General features: G+C 62.7%; 12 protein-coding genes and 1 pseudogene. 10 read left to right on the forward strand and 3 right to left on the reverse strand.

What is annotated here, in order from left to right; all coding sequences use genetic code 11:
• The first annotated feature begins 74 nt into the window (after positions 1–74).
• Entirely contained in the window at positions 75–818 is a 744-nt protein-coding gene (locus FHX10_RS00280; RefSeq protein WP_047618623.1) for an SDR family oxidoreductase, read from the forward strand.
• 255 nt (positions 819–1,073) lie between these two features.
• Here FHX10_RS00280 and FHX10_RS00285 read toward each other — a convergent pair whose 3' ends face one another.
• Positions 1,074–1,985: a LysR family transcriptional regulator gene (locus tag FHX10_RS00285; protein WP_047618625.1), complete on the reverse strand. Its 912-nt coding sequence runs from the start codon at positions 1,983–1,985 to the stop codon at positions 1,074–1,076.
• A 163-nt stretch (positions 1,986–2,148) separates the two neighbouring features.
• Between FHX10_RS00285 and FHX10_RS00290 the strand changes: the two genes are divergently transcribed.
• The 7 genes and pseudogenes from FHX10_RS00290 to FHX10_RS00320 all read left to right on the forward strand — a co-directional run bounded on the left by FHX10_RS00290 (position 2,149) and on the right by FHX10_RS00320 (position 13,510).
• Entirely contained in the window at positions 2,149–2,961 is an 813-nt protein-coding gene (locus tag FHX10_RS00290; RefSeq protein ID WP_063474684.1) for an alpha/beta hydrolase fold domain-containing protein, read from the forward strand.
• 46 nt (positions 2,962–3,007) lie between these two features.
• The gene (locus FHX10_RS00295; protein ID WP_047618627.1) at positions 3,008–4,198 is read left to right on the forward strand and encodes an efflux RND transporter periplasmic adaptor subunit; all 1,191 of its coding nucleotides are present in this window, start codon (positions 3,008–3,010) and stop codon (positions 4,196–4,198) included.
• 118 nt (positions 4,199–4,316) lie between these two features.
• On the forward strand, positions 4,317–7,517 hold the full coding sequence (locus tag FHX10_RS00300; protein ID WP_063474381.1) for an efflux RND transporter permease subunit: 3,201 nt from the start codon (positions 4,317–4,319) through the stop codon (positions 7,515–7,517).
• A 160-nt stretch (positions 7,518–7,677) separates the two neighbouring features.
• The gene (locus tag FHX10_RS00305) at positions 7,678–8,589 is read left to right on the forward strand and encodes an NAD(P)-dependent oxidoreductase (protein ID WP_063474382.1); all 912 of its coding nucleotides are present in this window, start codon (positions 7,678–7,680) and stop codon (positions 8,587–8,589) included.
• Positions 8,586–10,370, forward strand: a complete 1,785-nt coding sequence (locus FHX10_RS00310; RefSeq protein WP_047618635.1) for an IlvD/Edd family dehydratase — start codon at positions 8,586–8,588, stop codon at positions 10,368–10,370. The genes FHX10_RS00305 and FHX10_RS00310 overlap by 4 nt, the downstream gene beginning before the upstream one ends.
• Before the next feature lie 130 nt (positions 10,371–10,500).
• A pseudogene (locus tag FHX10_RS00315) lies at positions 10,501–12,317 on the forward strand (putative bifunctional diguanylate cyclase/phosphodiesterase).
• A gap of 344 nt (positions 12,318–12,661) precedes the next feature.
• Positions 12,662–13,510 (forward strand): GNAT family N-acetyltransferase, encoded by an 849-nt coding sequence (locus FHX10_RS00320; RefSeq protein ID WP_063474384.1) that lies wholly within the window; start codon positions 12,662–12,664, stop codon positions 13,508–13,510.
• Positions 13,511–13,513: 3 nt separating this feature from the next.
• Here the strand turns inward: FHX10_RS00320 and FHX10_RS00325 are convergent, their stop codons facing one another.
• Positions 13,514–14,431 (reverse strand): DMT family transporter, encoded by a 918-nt coding sequence (locus tag FHX10_RS00325; protein ID WP_063474385.1) that lies wholly within the window; start codon positions 14,429–14,431, stop codon positions 13,514–13,516.
• A gap of 191 nt (positions 14,432–14,622) precedes the next feature.
• Between FHX10_RS00325 and FHX10_RS00330 the strand changes: the two genes are divergently transcribed.
• Both FHX10_RS00330 and FHX10_RS00335 read left to right on the forward strand, forming a co-directional pair.
• Positions 14,623–15,921 carry an adenylosuccinate synthase gene (locus FHX10_RS00330; RefSeq protein WP_047618643.1) on the forward strand — a complete coding sequence of 433 codons (1,299 nt, stop codon included), beginning with the start codon at positions 14,623–14,625 and terminating at the stop codon, positions 15,919–15,921.
• Between the two features lie 60 nt (positions 15,922–15,981).
• Positions 15,982–18,477 carry a hypothetical protein gene (locus tag FHX10_RS00335; protein WP_097623321.1) on the forward strand — a complete coding sequence of 832 codons (2,496 nt, stop codon included), beginning with the start codon at positions 15,982–15,984 and terminating at the stop codon, positions 18,475–18,477.
• 122 nt (positions 18,478–18,599) lie between these two features.
• Here FHX10_RS00335 and rpoH read toward each other — a convergent pair whose 3' ends face one another.
• A complete protein-coding gene (gene rpoH, locus FHX10_RS00340; protein ID WP_018243318.1) occupies positions 18,600–19,508 on the reverse strand; it encodes an RNA polymerase sigma factor RpoH in 909 nt (302 codons plus the stop codon).
• Positions 19,509–19,665 lie beyond the last annotated feature (157 nt).

Consider the following 19,665-nt stretch of genomic DNA (forward strand, 5'->3'; position numbering starts at 1 on the left):
TTATCCGCTTTTGGGAAAGGCGCATCTTGTCCTCATCGAAAACGCGCTGCGGCGCAGGATGAAGGAGAAGGACAATGGCTTCCAACGAAAACGGCAAGGTTGCACTCATCACCGGTGCTTCCCGCGGCATCGGCGCAGCAGTCGCTCGACGCCTCGCCAGGGACGGTTTCACCGTCGTCATCAATTATTCCGGCAATGCGGCTCCGGCCGAGGAACTGGCCCGGGAGATCGAGCAGGCCGGCGGCAAAGCGCTGACGGCGAAAGCCGATGTCAGCGAGGCGCAGGCCGTCCGCCGCATGTTCGATGCTGCGGAAACCGCCTTCGGCGGGGTCGACGTGCTCGTCAACAATGCCGGCATCATGATGCTCGCGTCGCTTGCCGAGGCTGACGATGCCAATTTCGACCGCCAGATCGCCGTCAATCTCAAGGGTACCTTCAATACGCTCAGGGAAGCGGCCAAGCGCCTGCGCAACGGCGGCCGGGTCATCAACTTCTCGACCTCGGTCGTCGGTCTGAAGCTCGAAACCTACGGTGTCTACGCCGCCACCAAGGCCGCCGTCGAAACACTGACGGCGATCATGGCCAAGGAGATGCGCGGCCGCAACATCACCGTCAACGCCATCGCGCCCGGCCCTGTGGCCACGGATCTTTTCCTCAGCGGCAAGTCGGACGAACTCATCGCCCGCATGGCGAAGATGAACCCGCTGGAACGTCTCGGCACACCCGAAGACATTGCATCTGCGGTTGCCTTTCTCGCCGGCCCGGACGGCGGCTGGATCAACGGCCAGACGCTGCGCGCCAATGGCGGGATGATCTGACGACAGACCGGCGGCGGCTTCCAGACCGCCGTCATCGCAATTATGTGAACGTGATTGCGGAATTTTTCCTTACAATCCTGCGGAGAGTGCGTATATCTGTTTTATCGCGAGAGAGTGGAATTCCCTGCCGCTCTCTTCCGAACCTCCGGAGCCTGCCGCGCCCATCTGCGGTGCGACAGGCTTGATGTTCAAAGTTGTAAATTGCGGCCCGTCGAAGGTTTTCCCCTGCCTTCCGGGCCGTATTTGTATTGGCGCTTAGACGTCGTTCAGTCTCGCCTCTCCCAGAAGCTTCACCAGCCAGTCGACGAAGACGCGCACCTTGTTACTGAGATGGCGGTTCGGGGGATAGACGACGTAGAGCGGCAGCGCATCGCGGCGCCAATCCGGCAGCACGCGCACGAGCTCGCCCTTCGCAATCGGCTCGCGCGCCATGAAGATCGGCACCTGCGCGATGCCGAGACCCGTCAATGCAGCTGTCAGATAGGTGCGGCTATCGTTGACCGAGGCGATGTAACGCGGACTGGTCTCGATCACCTCCTCGCGCCGGCGAAATTCGAAGGGCAGCGTTCGGTTGTTTTGGGCGCGGAAATAGTTGACGGAGTAGTGGTCAGACTCCAGATCCTCCGGCCGCTCGGGCATGCCGAATTTCTGGATATAGCTCGGCGAAGCACAGGTGATCATCTCGACTTCGGAGACGCGTCGCGCAATCAATGACTGGTCGGCCGGCGTGCCGGCGCGCAGCGCGCAGTCGACATTTTCCGCAAGATAGTCGACCGTGCGGTCGCCGACACCGAGGTCGATGCGGATATCGGGATAACGCTGATAAAAATCGCAGAGTGCGGGAACGACGATCCAATCGGCGAAAGCACCAGCCATCTCGACGCGCAGCCGCCCGCTCGGCAGGCTTTGTGAATTGGAGAGGCTGCCGTCGAGTTCTTCCAACTCCGAAATAATCTGGGCGGCGCGTTCGTAATAAAGCGCGCCGTCCGTGGTTACCATGACCCGGCGCGTCGTACGATTCAAAAGCTTGGTGCGCAGATGCGCCTCAAGGCCCTGGATGAGATTGGTCACTGTTGCCTTGGGCATGGCGAGCATGTCGGCGGCGCGGGTGAAATTGCCCGTCTCCACGACGCGAATGAAGACGCGCATTGCCGAGAGTTGATCCATCGGTTTCAAATCCGCAGTTTGCGTTGCACCATTGTTCGAGATCTGGAACAGTGTTATCGCGATATAGCTTCTTATTCCTTGGTTGGAATAACAATATCTTTTTTATGGAAAATGCAAGCGGCAGCTGTTGTCTGCCTGCGGCCGACGCAAAGAGACCGGAAGCATGACGGTGGAATGGAAAGATATGTTGCTGGATAAGGTGGCCATCGGCCCCGTTTCCGCACGCATCTACCAGGGCGCCGATTACGGCAAGGGGCCGCCGATCGTGCTTTACCTGCATGGCGGCGCCTTTCTCGACAGCGAGAAGAACGTCGACCGGCCGGTGGCGATGAGTCTGGCCAAGGCCGGCGCCATCGTCGTCGCCGCCGACTACAGCAGCCTGTCCGGCAATCTGTTTCCGCAGGCGCTGGAAGTCTCTTTCTCGGTTTTCACTTATCTCGCCAACAAACGCGCCGGTCTTGGCGACCGCAAGTCGCTGCTCTTCGTTGCCGGCGAAGAGGCAGGCGGCAATGTCGCTGCCGGTGTGGCGCTGAAGGCGCGCGACCAGATGCCGGATGCGCTCGACGGCCAGGTGCTGATTTCGCCGCTGCTCGATCCCTTTATGGGTACGTCGTCGATCCGCAAGGCCGAGGCCATCGGCATGCGCCAGCGCTGGACGGAAGGCTGGAGCCATTATCTGAGCGGCGGCGGTTGCCATCCTTATGCGGCGCCGTGCCTCTGTTCGCGTATTTCCGGCGTCGCGCCGGCGCTGATATTCACCGCGGAGGATGATCCTCTGCACGACGAAACAATTGGTTACGGTGCCCGCCTGAAACAGGCCGGCGTCGGTGTGCGCCAGCATGTTCTTCCCGCCGGGACGGGCTGGCCCTCGATTTATGGTGGGAAATCCGACGGAGCGCCCGACTGGCAGGAAAACGTCAGCCGCCATTTCGGAAGCTTCCTTCGGGACGTAAGCGTCCAACCGCAATTGCATTGAAGAAGACCTGATATTTCGGCGGCCTGGGGCCGCAAGGAGAGTACTCATGACGTCCAGAAGTAAGCGCTGGGCCCTGTTGGGCGCCGGCATAGGCCTTGTTGCGTCCGTTTCCGGGGCCGCATTGTTTTTCGAACTGCCGATGAGCACGACCGCCACGGCCGCTTCCGCCCCCGCGCAGGCTCCCGCTGTGCCGGTGACGGTTGCCGTCGTTGCGGCGCGCGACGTGACGGCCTGGGAGAATTTCTCCGGCCGTCTCGAAGCGGTCGACCGGGTGCAGGTGCGTTCCCGTGTTGCCGGCGCCATCCTGTCGGTGGCTTTCCGTGAAGGGGCGCTGGTCAAGCAGGGCGACCTGCTCTTCACCATCGACCCGGCCCCCTACCAGGCGAGCGTGGCGCAGGCGCAAGGTCAGGTCGCTTCGGCCGAAGCCAAGGTCAGTCTGGCTCAGACCGAACTCGACCGCGGCCGCAGGCTTTCCGACAATCGCACCATCTCCCAGAGCGATCTCGATCAGCGCCAGAGTTCACTGGCCGAGGCTCAGGCGGGGCTGCGTTCGGCGCAGGCCGCCCTGCAGTCGGCCCAGCTCGATCTCGATTACACCGAGGTGCGGGCTCCGGTTTCCGGCCGCATCGGCAAGATCGAGGTGACCGCCGGTAACCTCGTCGCGGCCGGTTCGACCTCGCCGGCGCTGACGACGCTCGTTTCCGTCGATCCGATCTATGCGAGCTTCAATGCCAGCGAAGAGATGGTGACGCGCGCGCTCGCCCAGCTTCCGCAGACGGACAGCGCCCTGCCTGCCGTCGAAGAGATCCCGGTCGAGGTCGGCACGCTGACCGACAGCGGTACCCCGATCAAGGGCAAGCTGCAGCTGATCGACAACGAGGTGGATGCATCAAGCGGCACGATCGGCGTGCGGGCCGTCTTCGACAATCCGGGCGGACGCCTCATCCCCGGCCAGTTCGTGCGGGTGCGCATGGGCCAGCCGAAGGCCGAGAACAAGATCGTCATCAGCGACCGTGCCGTCGGCACGGACCAGGACAAGAAGTTCGTCTTCGTCGTCGATGGCGAGAACAAGGTCGCCTATCGGCAGGTCCAGCTCGGCACGCTGGCTGACGGCCAGCGGGTCGTCGAAAGCGGCCTGAACGTCGGCGAAAAGATCGTCGTCAACGGTCTGCAGCGCATCCGTCCAGGCGCCGTCGTCGCACCTCAGATGGAAGAGAAGGTCGCGACCGCGCAGTAAAGACTTTGCCTTCCCCTCCGGGGGAAGGCCAACACCCGAAATGATATGACCCGCCGGCGGCTCCCAAACCGCCGGAGAGGGACGTTGTATCCATGTTCACCCCGGAGAGGGCTTTGATATGAACATCTCCAGATTCTTTGTCGACCGCCCGGTCTTTGCCGGCGTTCTTTCGGTCCTCATCCTGGTTGCCGGCTTGATCGGCCTGCGCGCGCTGCCGATTTCCGAATATCCGGAGGTCGTGCCGCCGTCGATCGTCGTGCGCGCCACCTACCCCGGCGCCAATCCGTCCGTCATCGCGGAAACGGTGGCAACGCCGCTCGAAGAGCAGATCAACGGCGTCGAGGGCATGCTCTACATGTCCAGCCAGGCGACATCGGACGGTGTGCTCAACGTGACCGTCACCTTCAAGCTCGGCACCGACGCGGACAAGGCGCAGCAGCTCGTGCAGAACCGCGTCAGCCAAGCCGAACCGCGGCTGCCGTCGGAAGTCCGGGCCCTCGGTATCACCACGGTCAAGAGCTCGCCCGACTTCATCATGGTCGTCAACCTCGTCTCTGACGGCGACAATCACGACATTACCTATCTTCGCAATTACGCGACGCTGAATATCAAGGATCGGCTCGCCCGTATCGCAGGCGTCGGTCAGGTGCAGGTCTTCGGCGCCGGCGACTATTCCATGCGGGTCTGGATCGATCCGCAGAAGGCGGCCGAGCATGATCTCGCCGCCAGCGACATCAGCAACGCCATCAGCTCCCAGAACGTTCAGGCCGCCGCTGGCATCATCGGCGCTTCGCCGAGCCAGCCGGGTGTGGACCTGCAGCTGAATGTGAATGCCCAGGGCCGTCTGCGCACGCCCGAGGAGTTCGGCAGCATCATCGTCAAGACGGGCGCCAATGGCGAGATCACCCGCCTTCGCGATGTCGCCCGCATCGAGCTCGGTGCTGCGGACTATACGTTGCGTTCGCTGCTTGACGGCAAGCCGGCCGTTGCCGTTGCCGTCCTTCAGGCGCCTGGTTCGAACGCGATCGAGATCGCGGACAATGTGCGCGCCACCATGGACCAGCTGCAGCTCGCCATGCCCCAGGGCGTCAAATACGAGATCGTCTACGATACGACGAAGTTCGTACGCGCCTCGATCGAGAAGGTCATCGACACGCTGCTCGAAGCCATTGCGCTCGTCGTCCTCGTCGTCATCCTGTTCCTGCAGACGTGGCGCGCCTCGATCATTCCGCTGATCGCGGTTCCGGTATCGATCATCGGTACCTTCGCGGTCATGTATGTCTTCGGCTTCTCGATCAACGCGCTCAGTCTGTTCGGGCTGGTGCTTGCGATCGGTATCGTTGTCGACGACGCGATCGTGGTGGTGGAAAACGTCGAGCGCAATATCGAACATGGCCTGTCGCCACGGGCTGCGACCTACAAGGCGATGAAGGAAGTCTCCGGTCCGATCGTTGCGATCGCGCTGGTCCTCGTCGCCGTCTTCGTCCCGCTCGCCTTCATCTCCGGCCTGTCGGGACAGTTCTATCGCCAGTTCGCGCTGACGATCGCAATCTCGACCGTCATCTCGGCCTTCAACTCGCTGACGCTCTCTCCGGCGCTGGCTGCTCTTCTCCTGAAGGGCCATGATCAGCCGAAGGACTGGCTGACGCGATTCATGGACGCCATCTTCGGCTGGTTCTTCCGCGGCTTCAACCGTGTCTTCGGCGCGGGTTCGAATGCCTACGGCAAGGGCGTGGGTGGGCTCTTGTCGCGCAAAAGCATCGTCATGGTGATCTATCTGGCGCTGGTTGGTGCGACCTACAGCATGTTCAGCACGGTCCCCGGCGGCTTCGTGCCGTCTCAGGACAAGCAGTATCTGATCGGCTTCGCCCAGTTGCCGGATGCTGCAAGCCTCGACCGCACGGAAGACGTCATCAAGCGCATGACCGATATCGCGCTGGCGCAGCCGGGCGTTGCCAATGCGATCGCCTTCCCGGGGCTGTCGATCAACGGCTTCACCAACTCCTCGAATGCCGGCATCGTCTTCGTGACGCTGAAGGACTTCGAAGAGCGCAAGACGCCGGATCTCTCGGGCGGCGCAATCGCTATGGCGCTGAACCAGAAATTCGGCGCCATCCAGGATGCCTTCATCGCCATGTTCCCGCCGCCGCCGGTCAATGGTCTCGGCACGACAGGCGGCTTCAAGCTGCAGATCGAGGATCGTGCCGGCCTCGGCAACCAGGCGCTCGACGAGGCCACGAAGGCAGTGCTTGCAAAGGCCTACCAGACGCCTGAGCTTGCGGGGCTGTTCTCCAGCTTCCAGATCAACGTGCCGCAGCTCTATGCCGATCTCGACCGCGCCAAGGCCGAGCAGCTCGGGGTTTCCGTCACCGACGTCTTCCAGACGCTGCAGATTTATCTCGGTTCGCTTTATGTGAACGATTTCAACGCCTTCGGCCGCACTTACAGCGTCCGTGTGCAGGCCGATGCGAAATTCCGCGCCCAGCCGGAAGACATCGGGCAGTTGAAGGTCCGTTCGGCATCGGGCGAGATGATCCCGCTTTCGGCGCTGCTGAAGGTGGAGCCAAGCACTGGTCCGGAGCGTGCGAACCGCTACAACGGCTTCCTCGCTGCCGATATCAACGGCGGTCCGGCACCGGGCTTCTCGTCCGGCCAGGCGCAGGCGGCAATCGAGAAGATCCTTCACGAGACCCTGCCGGCGGGCATCGACTTCGAATGGACGGATCTGACCTATCAGCAGATCCTTGCCGGCAATTCGAGCATTGTCGTCTTCCCCCTGGCTCTGCTGCTCGTTTTCCTCGTGCTGGCCGCCCAGTATGAAAGCCTGACGCTGCCGCTTGCGATCATCATGATCGTGCCGATGGGCGTTCTGGCCGCACTGACGGGCGTCTGGCTCACGGGTGGAGACAACAACATCTTCACTCAGATCGGTCTTGTCGTCCTTGTCGGCCTATCGGCGAAGAACGCGATCCTCATCGTGGAATTCGCCCGCGAACTGGAGTTCGAGGGAAGGACACCGCGGGAGGCCGCGATCGAGGCCAGCCGCCTTCGCCTTCGCCCGATCCTGATGACCTCGCTCGCCTTCATCATGGGCGTCGTGCCGCTCGTCGTCTCCACAGGCGCCGGCTCGGAAATGCGCGCCGCCATGGGGGTCGCGGTCTTCTCGGGTATGATCGGCGTGACCTTCTTCGGCATCTTCATGACGCCGGTTTTCTACGTGCTGCTGCGGCGGCTGACGGGCAACCGTCCGCTCGTCCAGCACAAGCCGGACGAACACAAGGAAGAAGAGGCGGAGGTTATCCGGCTCGCGGCGGAATAAACGGAATTCAACCTTCCTTTGTCGAGTAAATCGGGCGGGAACTTCGGTTCTCGCCCGTATCGTTTGGGGCGTTCGATAAAAATGCGCTACGTCCGTCAAAACGGTTTGCATCGCGGAACGAGGGGACTATCAAAGGTGGACAACGGTTTGGGAGGACTGAATGACGAGTTCGAGAAAAGGTCATGACGGCAGGCGGATCGCCTTTCTCGGCACCGGCCTGATGGGGGCGCCCATGGCTCGCCGGCTGCTTGCCGGAGGCTTTGCCGTCATCGTCTGGAATCGCGATTCCAGCAAGGCCGAGGCGCTTGCGGAAGACGGCGCGGTTTGCGTGAAAACACCTGCGGATGCCGTTTCCGGCGCCGACGTCGTCATCACCATGCTGACCAATGCCGGGGCGGTGGAGGACGTGTTGTTCGACCGGGGCGCGGCCGATGCGATGGCGCCGGGCACCGCCGTCATCGACATGAGTTCGATTGCCCCGCATTTCGCCCGCGATCATTCGGCGAGGCTTGCCGAACTCGGCATCCAGCATGTCGATGCGCCGGTATCCGGCGGTGTCGTCGGGGCGGAAGCCGGTACGCTCGCGATCATGGCGGGCGGCGACAAGGACGTGATCGACGGACTTGCGGATGTCTTTGCGCCGATGGGGCGGGTAACCCGCGTCGGTCCGAGCGGGGCGGGCCAGCTCGCCAAGCTCGCCAACCAGCAGATCGTTGCCGTGACGATCGGCGCCGTCGCCGAAGCGATGTTGCTGATCGAGGCGGGCGGCGGCTCGCCGGCGGCCTTCCGAGACGCCATTCGCGGCGGCTTTGCCGAGAGCCGCATCCTGGAACTCCACGGCAAGCGCATGGTCGAGCGGCAGTTTACTCCAGGCGGTTCGTCCAGCAACCAGCTGAAGGATCTGAACGCCGCCATGGCGACGGCCAAGACCCTGTCGCTGACGCTGCCGCTGACGGCGGCGGTGCATGCCGAATTCAGCGAATTCGTCGCCAACGGCAATGGCGAAAAGGATCACAGCGGCCTGCTTCTCCATCTCGAAGAGAAGAACGGCCGGCCGGGAGGAAAGCAGTGACGGACAGCCATTCGCCGCAGCGGCGCCTGCGCTCGCAAGATTGGTTCGACAATCCCGATCATATCGACATGGCGGCGCTCTATCTCGAGCGTTTCATGAATTACGGCATCACGCCGGAAGAGCTGCGCTCCGGCAAGCCGATCATCGGGATTGCCCAGAGCGGCAGCGATCTCACGCCTTGCAACAGGGTGCATGTCGAACTTGCCAAACGCGTGCGCGACGGCATCCGCGACGCCGGTGGCATTCCAATCGAGTTTCCGACGCATCCGATCTTCGAGAATTGCAAGCGCCCGACGGCCGCACTCGACCGCAACCTCGCCTATCTCGGTCTCGTCGAGATCCTCTACGGCTATCCGCTCGACGGCGTTGTGCTGACCACCGGCTGCGACAAGACCACACCTTCGGCGATCATGGCGGCTTCGACGGTCGATATTCCGGCGATCGTGCTCTCCGGCGGCCCGATGCTCGACGGCTGGCATGAAGGGGAACTGGCCGGCTCCGGCACGGTGATCTGGCGGATGCGGCGAAAATATGCGGCAGGTGAGATCGACCGGGAAGAATTCCTGCAGGCCGCACTCGATTCGGCTCCCTCCGTCGGCCATTGCAATACGATGGGCACCGCTTCGACGATGAATGCATTGGCCGAAGCGCTCGGTCTTTCGCTGACAGGCTGCGGCGCCATTCCGGCCGCCTACCGTGAGCGCGGCCAGATGGCCTACCGCACCGGGCGGCGCGCCGTCGAGATCGTGTTCGAGGATCTGAAGCCGTCGGACATCCTGACGCGCGAGGCTTTCCTCAATGCGATCCGCACCAATTCGGCGATCGGCGGCTCGACCAACGCGCAGCCGCATCTGGCTGCGATGGCCAAGCACGCCGGCGTCGAACTCCATCCGGACGACTGGCAGGTGCACGGCTTCGATATCCCGCTGCTGGCCAATGTCCAGCCGGCCGGCGTCTATCTTGGCGAGCGCTATCATCGCGCCGGCGGCACGCCGGCGATCATGTGGGAACTGCTGCAAGTGGGGAAACTCGATGGTAACTGTCGCACGGTGACCGGCAGGACGATGGCCGAGAACCTGGAGGGCAGGCAAGCGCGCGACCGCGAAGTCATCAAGCCATTCGCCGAGCCGCTGAAGGAGCGGGCGGGCTTCCTCGTTCTCAAGGGCAATCTCTTCGATTTCGCCATCATGAAGATGAGCGTCGTCTCAGAGGATTTCCGCCGGCGCTATCTTCAGGAACCCGGGCACGAAGGCGTCTTTGAGGGCAGGGCGGTGGTCTTCGACGGTTCCGAGGACTATCACAAGCGCATCAATGAACCCGAACTCGGCATCGACGAGAATACCATCCTCGTCATCCGCGGCGCCGGGCCGATCGGCTGGCCGGGTTCGGCTGAGGTCGTCAACATGCAGCCACCGGATCACCTCCTAAAGCGTGGTATCCGCAGCCTGCCGACGATCGGCGACGGTCGCCAATCGGGCACGGCGGACAGTCCCTCTATCCTCAACGCCTCGCCGGAAAGTGCGGCCGGCGGCGGCCTCGCCTGGCTTCGTAGCGGCGACATCATCCGCATCGACTTCAACGAGGGGCGCTGCGACATGCTGGTCGATGACGCCGAGATCGAACGGCGCAAGGGTGAGGGTATTCCGCCGGTACCGGCGGATGCGACGCCGTGGCAGCAGATCTACCGTCGAACGGTCACGCAATTGTCGGACGGCGCGGTGCTGGAGGGGGCGACGGAATTCCGCCGGATCGCGAAAAACCCGCCGCGGCACAACCATTGATCTCGAGATACGGTAGACTGCAAGTTCCTTGATCCAAAAGGGGAAAGTCGTAACGAACAGTTCACCTAGTCACGAGTTCGATCATCAAGACAAGGCTTCATTAATGCCGGCCTGAGACCATATTGCAGTTATGCAAGCTTCTAAGGCTAGACCGCGTTGCCAGAAAATAAACCCACACGATCCGAACAAGAGTTTCAGGATCTTCTGCGCCGGCTCGAACTCGCTCTCGATGCATCGCGGATCGGTGTCTGGGAGCACAGTATCGCGAAGAACGGGATCTTATGGGACGCGCAGATGCACCGGCTCTACGAGACCGGCGAGTCGTTCCGGGAGGTGCCGGCATGGCTCTGGTCGAATGCCATCCATCCCGACGATCGCGAGCAGGCCGAACGCGACTTCGACCACGCGATTGCGACACGGGGCGCCTATAATTCGCAATTCCGGATCGTGCTGCCGAGCGGCGAAATCCGCCATCTGCGCTCGCGCGCGCATTTCTACGTGGATGCGGAGGGGTCGCCTTCCTTCATCGGCGCCGAATGGGATGTGACTGCCGACGTACAGCTCAACGCGGAGCTGGCGCGGCAGAAGCTGGTGGCCGAGGCGAGAGCGCTGGCGCTCGAGGAAAGCAATGCGCGCATCGAGCATGTCGCCGATCACGATTATCTCACCGGCTTGTCGAACCGGCGCCTTCTCGACAAGCGGCTCGCGGAGCTGCCGGCCGACAAGAGCATCACGACGCTCGCGGTCCTGCATCTCGACCTCGACCAATTCAAGCAGATCAACGACAGCCACGGTCATGCGGCCGGAGACGCCGTGCTCAGGGCGGCAGCTCTTCGCATTACCGCTGCCATTCCCGCGAATGGCATGGTCGCCCGCGTCGGCGGCGATGAATTCGTCATCGTGCTGGTGAATTTCACCGATCTCACGGAACTGAAGCTGATCACCGAGGACCTCCAGCGCCGATTGCGCAAGAAGATCCGCTTCGGTCAGGAGATGCTGCAATCCGGCGCCTCGATCGGCGTATCCTGGAGCGGCGATCGGCGAGCGCGCAACCTGCTGGCCGAATCCGACCTGGCGCTCTACCAGGCCAAGAAGCTCGGGCGCAATCGCGTCGAATTCTTCACGCGGCAACTGCAGGAGGATCTGCGGGCCAAGCGCCGGCTAGCCGAAGAGCTGAAGCTCGGGCTGGAGCGCGGAGAGATCGTTCCCTATTATCAGGTGCAGCTCGACGCTAGGACACGGGAGGTCATCGGCTTCGAGGCGCTGGCGCGGTGGAAACATCCGGAAAAGGGTGTGCTCGCCCCGGGGATATTCCTGAAGATTGCCGATGAGCACGGACTTGCGGCGGAGATCGACGCGGCGATCCTCAAAAACGTTCTCCAAGACCGGCTGTTCTGGCTGTTGCGCGGCTTTGCGGTTCCGCGCATCGCCGTCAATATCTCGGCGTCGCGCCTTGCCGATCCGGCATTGCTCAACAAGCTGAGGAAACTCGACATCCCGCCCGGTGTGATCGTTTTCGAACTGGTCGAAACGATTTTTCTCGACGACAGCGACGAAAAACTGCTCGAGCATATCGGCGATATCAAACAGATGGGCATCGACATCGAGATCGATGATTTCGGATCGGGCCATGCCTCGCTCATCGGTCTCGTCAAGCTGCGGCCGAAGCGGCTGAAGATCGACCGGCAGCTCGTCACCGAGGTCGTCAGCTCCGCCGAGCAGCGGCGGGTGGTGGGGTCGATCGTGGAAATCGCCAAGGCGCTCGATGTCGAGGTGATCGCCGAGGGCATCGAGACCGAGGCGCATGCCGTCGTGCTGGCGCAGCTCGGCTGCGACGGCCTGCAGGGTTATGCCTTCGGTTATCCCGCCCCGGCCGCAGAGACCGACCGTCTTTTCGCATCGACGGCGAGCGGCATCGAAAAGCAGAAGACCGCGACGGGCGGTTGAACGGCCGGTGATCCTTTTTGCCGGCTGGCGAAAATGATTTCGGCCGGAATGCTCTCCTCGCCTTTCGGATCAGGCAGGCGATATCCTGTCGGCGCGGCACTTTATTTGCCGCGGCAGGAAGATAAATGGGACACAAGTAATTTGCTTGAGCTTGCAACCGCATTGTTTCATGGTAAGGCGGAAACGAAGCTTTCTGCATTGCATCGAAAAATGATTATACGCGTCGTCAACACCATGAGCGCGGTTCTCCATCATTGACAGATGCAATCGGGGCGCTTGGGGCCTGACAATTGCTTTGCCGTTGCTGGGATGGACTTGCGGGACATTCAATCTGGGAAGGTCGCATGAATTCGGAATTTGCCGTTCGTTCGATGCGGCCCGGCGAACTGGAACTCGTACTCGAATGGGCGCGTCAGGAGGGCTGGAACCCGGGCCTCGATGATTCGCTTGCATTTCTCGAGGCCGATCCGTCGGGATTTTTCGTCGGCTCCATCGGTGAAGTCCCCGTCGGATCGATCTCGGTCGTCAAGTATGGCGAGAGTTTTGCCTTCCTGGGCCTCTACATCGTCCATCCCGATTTCCGCGGCAAGGGTTACGGCAAGGCGATCTGGGAGGCCGGCATCGCCAGCGCGGGAGACCGGACGATCGGTCTCGACGGCGTTGCCGCACAACAGGACAATTACCGCAAGGCGGGCTTCGAGCCTGCCTCTTCCACCATTCGCTACGGCGGTGTCGCCACCTCCTTGCCGGTTTCGACGCTGGTCGCGCAGCCGGTGCTCGATTCGCGTCTCGAAGGCCTGCAGCGGTATGATTCGGCGATCTTTCCGCAGCCGCGCGATGCCTTTCTTGCCGCCTGGTGCACCGGCCGCAAGGGCCGTCGCTCGGCGGTGGTGCGTAAGAGCGGCAAGATCCGCGGTTACGGCACGATCCGCCGCTGCTACGAGGGCTACAAGATCGGCCCGCTCTTTGCCAACGATGCCGACAGCGCCGCGGCGCTGCTTGCCGAATTGATCCCCGAGGCGAAGGGGGCTGCGATCTTCATCGACATTCCGGCGGAGAACCACGAGGCGGTCGCGCTTGCCGAAGGCCTCGGCCTTCAACCGGTGTTCGAGACGACGCGCATGTATCGCGGGCCGGCGCCGGCCATCCCGCTGAAACACGTCTTCGGTGTGACGACGCTGGAGCTTGGTTAGGGCCTAATCCAGAGGTGAGGCGGTTACGGTCGGAGCCGAGGCTTTCGGCCGGCCCTTTTCGGCGATTGCGATGCCGCCCAAAGTCAGTACCAGCGCGATGACATGGAAGGACTGCAGCGTCTCGCCGATCAGAGCTACGGAGAGCAGCGTCCCGAATACCGGCACGAGATTGATGAACAGCCCGGCCCGGTTGGCGCCGATGGCTACGACACCCTTGATATAGAGGATCTGCGCCACCAGCGAGGGGAAGATCGCCGTATAGAGCGTGATGACCCAACCGGCCTGGTCCGGCCACTGTGCGGCGCCGCGTTCGGCCTCCCAGATGAGCAGCGGCAGCGAGGTCAGCATGGCGCCAAGCGCCGGGACCGCCATCAGCGTTCGCCAGTCGAGTGGCGGCTTCCAGCGCAGGAAGATCGTGTAGACCGAATAGGCGGCAATGGCGATCAGCATCAGTCCGTCGCCGCGGTTAAGGCTCAATTGCAGCAGCGTTGTGAGGTCGCCATGGGCGGCGGTCAGAGCAACGCCGATCAGCGTCATGCCGAAGCCGAGACATTGCGCCAGCGAGATGCCGGTGCGGAAGAACATGAAATTCAGCAGGAAGATCAGCATCGGGATGCCGGCCTGCTCGATGGCGACGTTGATCGCCGTCGTATATTGCACGGCCGAATAAAGCATCGCGTTGAAAAGCGTGTAGCCGATGACGCCGTAGAACAGCAGCAGCGGTAGGTTCTTCCTGACCACCGGCCAGTCCTTGCGCAGTTGCGGCACCGAAATGGCGACGATCACCGCCACGGCGAGGAACCAGCGCAGGAAGGTCAGCATCATCGGGCTGACATGCCCGAGCGCGAGTTTGCCGGCGACGGAATTGCCGCCCCAGCAGAGGGTGGCGATAACGAGGCAGATATAGGCCGTGGCTTGCAAGAGCGTTCTTCCCGTCTTTCTGCGGTCGTCGTCCGGCGTTTTGTGACGGGCAATAGCCTGCCGGCTGCTGATTTGTCACGTAAAAAGCCCAATCTACTGTGACAACAGGGTCGCTTTCCAAAAAACAAAGCTTTATAGATGCGCGGGTTTGAGCAGGTGCGCGGTTCAGCGCCGGTAACAGGAAGAGTTGGATGACGAACGTAGTCGTGGTCGGTTCGCAATGGGGTGACGAAGGCAAGGGCAAGATTGTCGACTGGCTTTCGGAGCGTGCGGATATCGTTGTGCGCTATCAGGGCGGACACAATGCCGGCCATACGCTCGTCATCGACGGCACGAGCTATAAGCTTTCGCTCTTGCCGTCCGGCGTCGTGCGCCCGGGCAAGATGGCGGTAATCGGCAACGGCGTCGTCGTCGATCCGCATGCGCTGATCGCCGAGATCGGCCGGCTGGAGGCGCAGGGCGTGACGGTTACGCCTGACAACCTGCGCATCGCAGACAATGCGACACTCATTCTTTCCCTGCACCGCGAGCTCGACGCGATGCGCGAGGATGCTGCGTCGAACAGCGGCACCAAGATCGGCACGACACGCCGCGGCATCGGTCCGGCCTATGAAGACAAGGTCGGCCGCCGCGCCATCCGCGTCATGGATCTTGCAGATCTCGAAAGCCTTTCCGGCAAGGTCGACCGTATTCTGACGCACCACAATGCGCTTCGCCGCGGCCTCGGCGTCGCCGAAGTCAGCCATGAAGCGATCATGGAAGAGCTGACTTCGATCGCCGATCGGGTGCTGCCGTTCCGTGACACCGTCTGGCTCTTCCTCGACAAGGAGCGCCGCAAGGGCTCCCGCATCCTCTTCGAAGGTGCACAGGGCAGCCTGCTCGATATCGACCACGGCACCTATCCCTTCGTGACGTCGTCGAACACCGTGGCCGGTCAGGCCGCGGCCGGTTCCGGCATGGGTCCCGGCTCGCTCGGCTATATCCTCGGCATCACCAAGGCCTATACGACACGCGTCGGCGAAGGCCCGTTCCCGACCGAGCTGAAGGACGCGATCGGCGAGTTCCTGGGCGAAAAAGGTCATGAGTTCGGCGTGGTGACCGGACGCAAGCGGCGCTGTGGCTGGTTCGACGCCGCGCTGGTGCGCCAATCGATCGCCACCAACGGCATCACCGGCATCGCGCTCACCAAGCTCGACGTGCTCGATGGCCTCGAGGAATTGAAGATCTGCGTCGGCTATATGCTCGACGGCGAACAGATTGATCATCTTCCCGCAAGCCAGGGAGCGCAAGCTAGGGTCGAACCGATCTACATCACGCTGGAAGGGTGGAAGGAATCGACCGTCGGCGCCCGCAGTTGGGCGGACCTGCCGGCACAGGCGATCAAGTATGTTCGCCAGGTCGAAGAGCTGATCGGGGCGCCTGTCGCGCTCCTTTCCACCAGCCCGGAGCGGGATGACACGATACTTGTGACCGATCCGTTTGAGGATTAAGCTCACGGGTCACTGTGGAGGATGGTTCGGTAGGGTACCGGACTTCTTGAGAAAGTACTGATGGCGGATTTTATTGCAGTTATTCGGCGGGCCGTCGACGGCTTGGCTGAAAATACCCCCGAAATGCGGGTGAAGGTCTACGAACGTGCCCGCGGCGCAGTGCAGCGGCAGCTCGAGAACATGAAGCCGCGTCCGCCGGAAGCCATGCTGCAACGCCAGCTCGAAAAGCTCGAGGCCGCCATCCGCGAAGTGGAAGGTGAACACTCCGAGGCGCTGTCGCTCGACGAGCCTGTTGCCGCCGCCACCGCGCTGGATTCCGCAGAAGAACAAGCGCTTCACGACGAAAGCGAACCGGCGCCTGTGCCGGAGACTGATGTCGAGGAGCCGGTTGACGAAGCCTATGCCGAGCCGCAAGCGGCCGAGGCCGCCGACGAGCCCGGTCACGTGGAAGCTGCCTCGCCCGAGGAAGCTGAGGAAGAGGTCGCTGCCGAGGAACCCCTTTCCGCGGAAGCATCCGTTCCCGCGGAAACTCCTGTTCCCGCGGAAGCTCCTGCTTCCGCCGAGACATACTGGCATCCCTCGCATGAGGAGGAAGCGCCGGCCGAGGAATGGCATGCCAGCGAGGCGCGCGACGTCGCTGCCGAGGATGTGCCGGCCGAACATGACGGCTGGGAGCCGCCCGTCGGGGATCACGACGAACAGGCCGGCGACTATCATGCGGACGAGCAGCATCCTGCGGAAGCCGAAGAGGTTGCGGCGGAACCGGTGGCGGTGGAGGCTGACGAGCCGGAAGTCGAGGAGGCTTACGAGCCCGCCGAGCCGCTTCAGCCGGTCACGCGTGGCATAGATCACGCGTCGAACCGGCTGGTTGAGCCGGTCGCCGATTTCGATCGCCCGCAGGAGTTCGTCGAGCACAGCCGCGAGGAGCCGCTGCAGGCCGACGCCGTGGCGCATTTCGATCCCGTCTGGGCCGAGCCCGCCGCCGAGACGCCGGCTCCGGCGCCCAAAGATGCGGAGACCGAATGGGCGGAAGAGGAACTCAGGCAATATTCGCAGACGGCGCCGATCACCGCGGATGCTTCGGCGCGCGCCTTCGAGGAGGTGATATCGAGCCTCGAAAATGCGGCCCCCGCCGCCGTCATGCCGGCTGCCAAGGAAAGTTTCTCCTGGGAGACGGCCGCTTTCGACGATCTGCCGCCGATCGAGGCCGGCAGCAATAAGAAGACGCCGGTCGCTTCGCATTTCGACGATGTCGATATCTTCGCAGAAGTGCACAACGGCAAGCCGGCGCCTGCCAGCGCCGCGCCGAGCGAGGACTGGCGCGAGGCGAAGGCGCTGCGCGGCTACGACCGTCGCGGTTCGGTCGCCGCTGACGACGATGACTCCAATCCGGCGATGGATATCGATCAGATTGTTGCGTCCAAGCTGCAGGGCAAGAATTTCCGGATGGAGCCGAAGCGCCGTCGCTTCGGCCTCGGCACCGTGATCACGCTCCTCTTCGCCCTCATCCTGATCGGTGGCGGCGCCTATGCCGGCTGGATGAACAGAGAGGCGCTGGTGGCGATGGTCGACGGGCTTGTCAGTTCGGCACCGTCGCAGGCGACCCGGAACGAGGCGGCAACACCGCCGGCTGGCTCCGCGACGCCTGCCCAGCCTGAGCCAGCGACGCCTGCTCAGCCGACCACGCCAGGAGCGCAGAATACGCCAGTGGCACCGCCGCAGCCGAACCCGAACCCGCAGGTGGCGTCAATGAACAATGACGGCGCCCCGGCCAATTCGAAATTCACTCAGCGGCTGCTGACCGATGGGACAGAGGTCGACAGCGGACCGGCCACGGTGCCGGGAACGCCGACGGCAGAAGGAAAATCGGTCGCCGAGCAGAACGTCGCGGCAGCCGATACGCCGGCTGCCAGCGCACAGGGCGATGCGGCACCCGCCGAAACGCTGACGCCGAACGGTCCGGCGGCATCGCCGCAGCAGACCGCGCCCGTTGGTTCGTCGCAAAAGATGTTCCTCTATGAGGAGCGCATCGGCCAGAGCTCGCCGACGGCAATCGAGGGATCGGTCGTCTGGAGTGTGCAGCACGAGGCCGGTCAGGGCGGACGGCAGGAGGCGACGGTGCAGGGCAATGTCAGCGTGCCCGAGCGCAATCTCTCGGCTCTCATCACCTTCAAGCGCAATTCCGATCCGTCGCTGCCGGCAAGCCATCTCGTCGAGGTGGTCTTCTCGGTGCCGCCGAATTTCGAAGGCGGCAGCATCGACAGCGTCCAGCGCATCTCGATGAAGCGCACGGAGCAGGACCGTGGTGACGCGCTGATTGCGGTTCCGGCCAAAATCACCGACGATTTCCACATGATCGCGCTCAACGACTATCCCGATGCGCGCAAGGCCAATCTCGACCTGATGGCGACCCGTAGTTGGATCGATATGCCGATCACCTATCGCAACGGCCGCCGCGCGCTGCTGACGATGGAAAAGGGCGACACCGGAACGAACGCCTTCAACACCGCGATCAAGGAATGGACCGCCCTCGGGGATGTGTCGACGAGCCAGTGATGGTTTTTTCCGCAATGCCAACTTTATCGGACTTTGGCGGCTGACGAGGCTGCGAAAAGCGAATGAAACAGAAAAGGCGGGCCGCAAGGACCCGCCTTCTTCAATTCTATCACGCGGCAGGTTTATGCCGTGGCTTCGACGACGCGGACGGCCTTGGCGCGTTCCAGCGCTTCCTTGCGGACCGCATCCTGCACCTTTTCGAAGGCGCGGACCTCGATCTGGCGGACGCGTTCGCGGCTGATGTCGAATTCGGTCGAAAGGTCTTCCAGGGTCACCGGATCCTCGGCGAGGCGGCGAGCCTCGAAGATGCGGCGTTCGCGCTCGTTCAGCACGCTCATCGCTTTTGCCAGCATGCGCCGCCGGGTGTCGAGCTCATCCTGTTCGATCAGCACGTCTTCCTGGCTGTCATGGTCGTCCACCAGCCAATCCTGCCATTGGCCGCTATCACCTTCGGCAGCCTTGATCGGCGCGTTCAGCGAAGCGTCGCCGGAAAGGCGGCGGTTCATCGAAATGACCTCCTCCTCCGAGACGTTCAGCTTGGTGGCGATTTCCGAGACGTGCTCCGGCTTCAGGTCGCCGTCGTCGATCGCCTGGATGCGGCCTTTCAGCCGACGCAGGTTGAAAAACAGGCGTTTCTGGTTGGCGGTCGTGCCCATCTTTACCAGCGACCACGAGCGCAGGATATATTCCTGGATCGAGGCCTTGATCCACCACATGGCGTAGGTGGCGAGGCGGAAGCCGCGCTCGGCATCGAACTTCTTGACGGCCTGCATCAGGCCGACATTGCCCTCGGAGACGACTTCGCCGATCGGCAGGCCGTAGCCGCGATAACCCATCGCGATCTTCGCGACGAGGCGAAGATGGCTGGTGACCAGCTTGTGGGCGGCGTCGCGATCGCCATGCTCGGCATAACGCTTGGCGAGCATGTATTCCTGCTGCGGCTCGAGCATCGGGAATTTGCGGATTTCGTCGAGGTAACGATTGAGACCGGCTTCGCCGGCGGTAATGGACGGCAAGGTATTTCGGGCCATAGTGCACCCTCCTAAAGTGAATTCCGGCTCCCGATGGAAACGCGTTCTCGCGTTAAAAAAGGCAAACCGGGACGTGCGGCTCTACTGTGAGCCCGCACTAAATCCATATACAGATAAGTGTGGCGAAACGGCGGTTCAAGGGTGCCGCTCACGCAGG

The organism is Rhizobium sp. BK591 (genome assembly GCF_014195045.1).
Taxonomy (GTDB): Bacteria; Pseudomonadota; Alphaproteobacteria; order Rhizobiales; family Rhizobiaceae; genus Rhizobium; species Rhizobium anhuiense.

Excerpts from the sequence above, each read along its gene's own strand:
- FHX10_RS00295 (WP_047618627.1), top strand. The coding sequence starts at position 3,008 with ATGACGTCCAGAAGTAAGCGCTGGGCCCTGTTGGGCGCCGGCATAGGC.
- rpoH (WP_018243318.1), bottom strand. The coding sequence starts at position 19,508 with ATGGCCCGAAATACCTTGCCGTCCATTACCGCCGGCGAAGCCGGTCTC.
- FHX10_RS00290 (WP_063474684.1), top strand. The coding sequence starts at position 2,149 with ATGACGGTGGAATGGAAAGATATGTTGCTGGATAAGGTGGCCATCGGC.
- FHX10_RS00280 (WP_047618623.1), top strand. The coding sequence starts at position 75 with ATGGCTTCCAACGAAAACGGCAAGGTTGCACTCATCACCGGTGCTTCC.
- FHX10_RS00300 (WP_063474381.1), top strand. The coding sequence starts at position 4,317 with ATGAACATCTCCAGATTCTTTGTCGACCGCCCGGTCTTTGCCGGCGTT.
- FHX10_RS00305 (WP_063474382.1), top strand. The coding sequence starts at position 7,678 with ATGACGAGTTCGAGAAAAGGTCATGACGGCAGGCGGATCGCCTTTCTC.
- FHX10_RS00320 (WP_063474384.1), top strand. The coding sequence starts at position 12,662 with ATGAATTCGGAATTTGCCGTTCGTTCGATGCGGCCCGGCGAACTGGAA.
- FHX10_RS00335 (WP_097623321.1), top strand. The coding sequence starts at position 15,982 with ATGGCGGATTTTATTGCAGTTATTCGGCGGGCCGTCGACGGCTTGGCT.
- FHX10_RS00285 (WP_047618625.1), bottom strand. The coding sequence starts at position 1,985 with ATGGATCAACTCTCGGCAATGCGCGTCTTCATTCGCGTCGTGGAGACG.
- FHX10_RS00330 (WP_047618643.1), top strand. The coding sequence starts at position 14,623 with ATGACGAACGTAGTCGTGGTCGGTTCGCAATGGGGTGACGAAGGCAAG.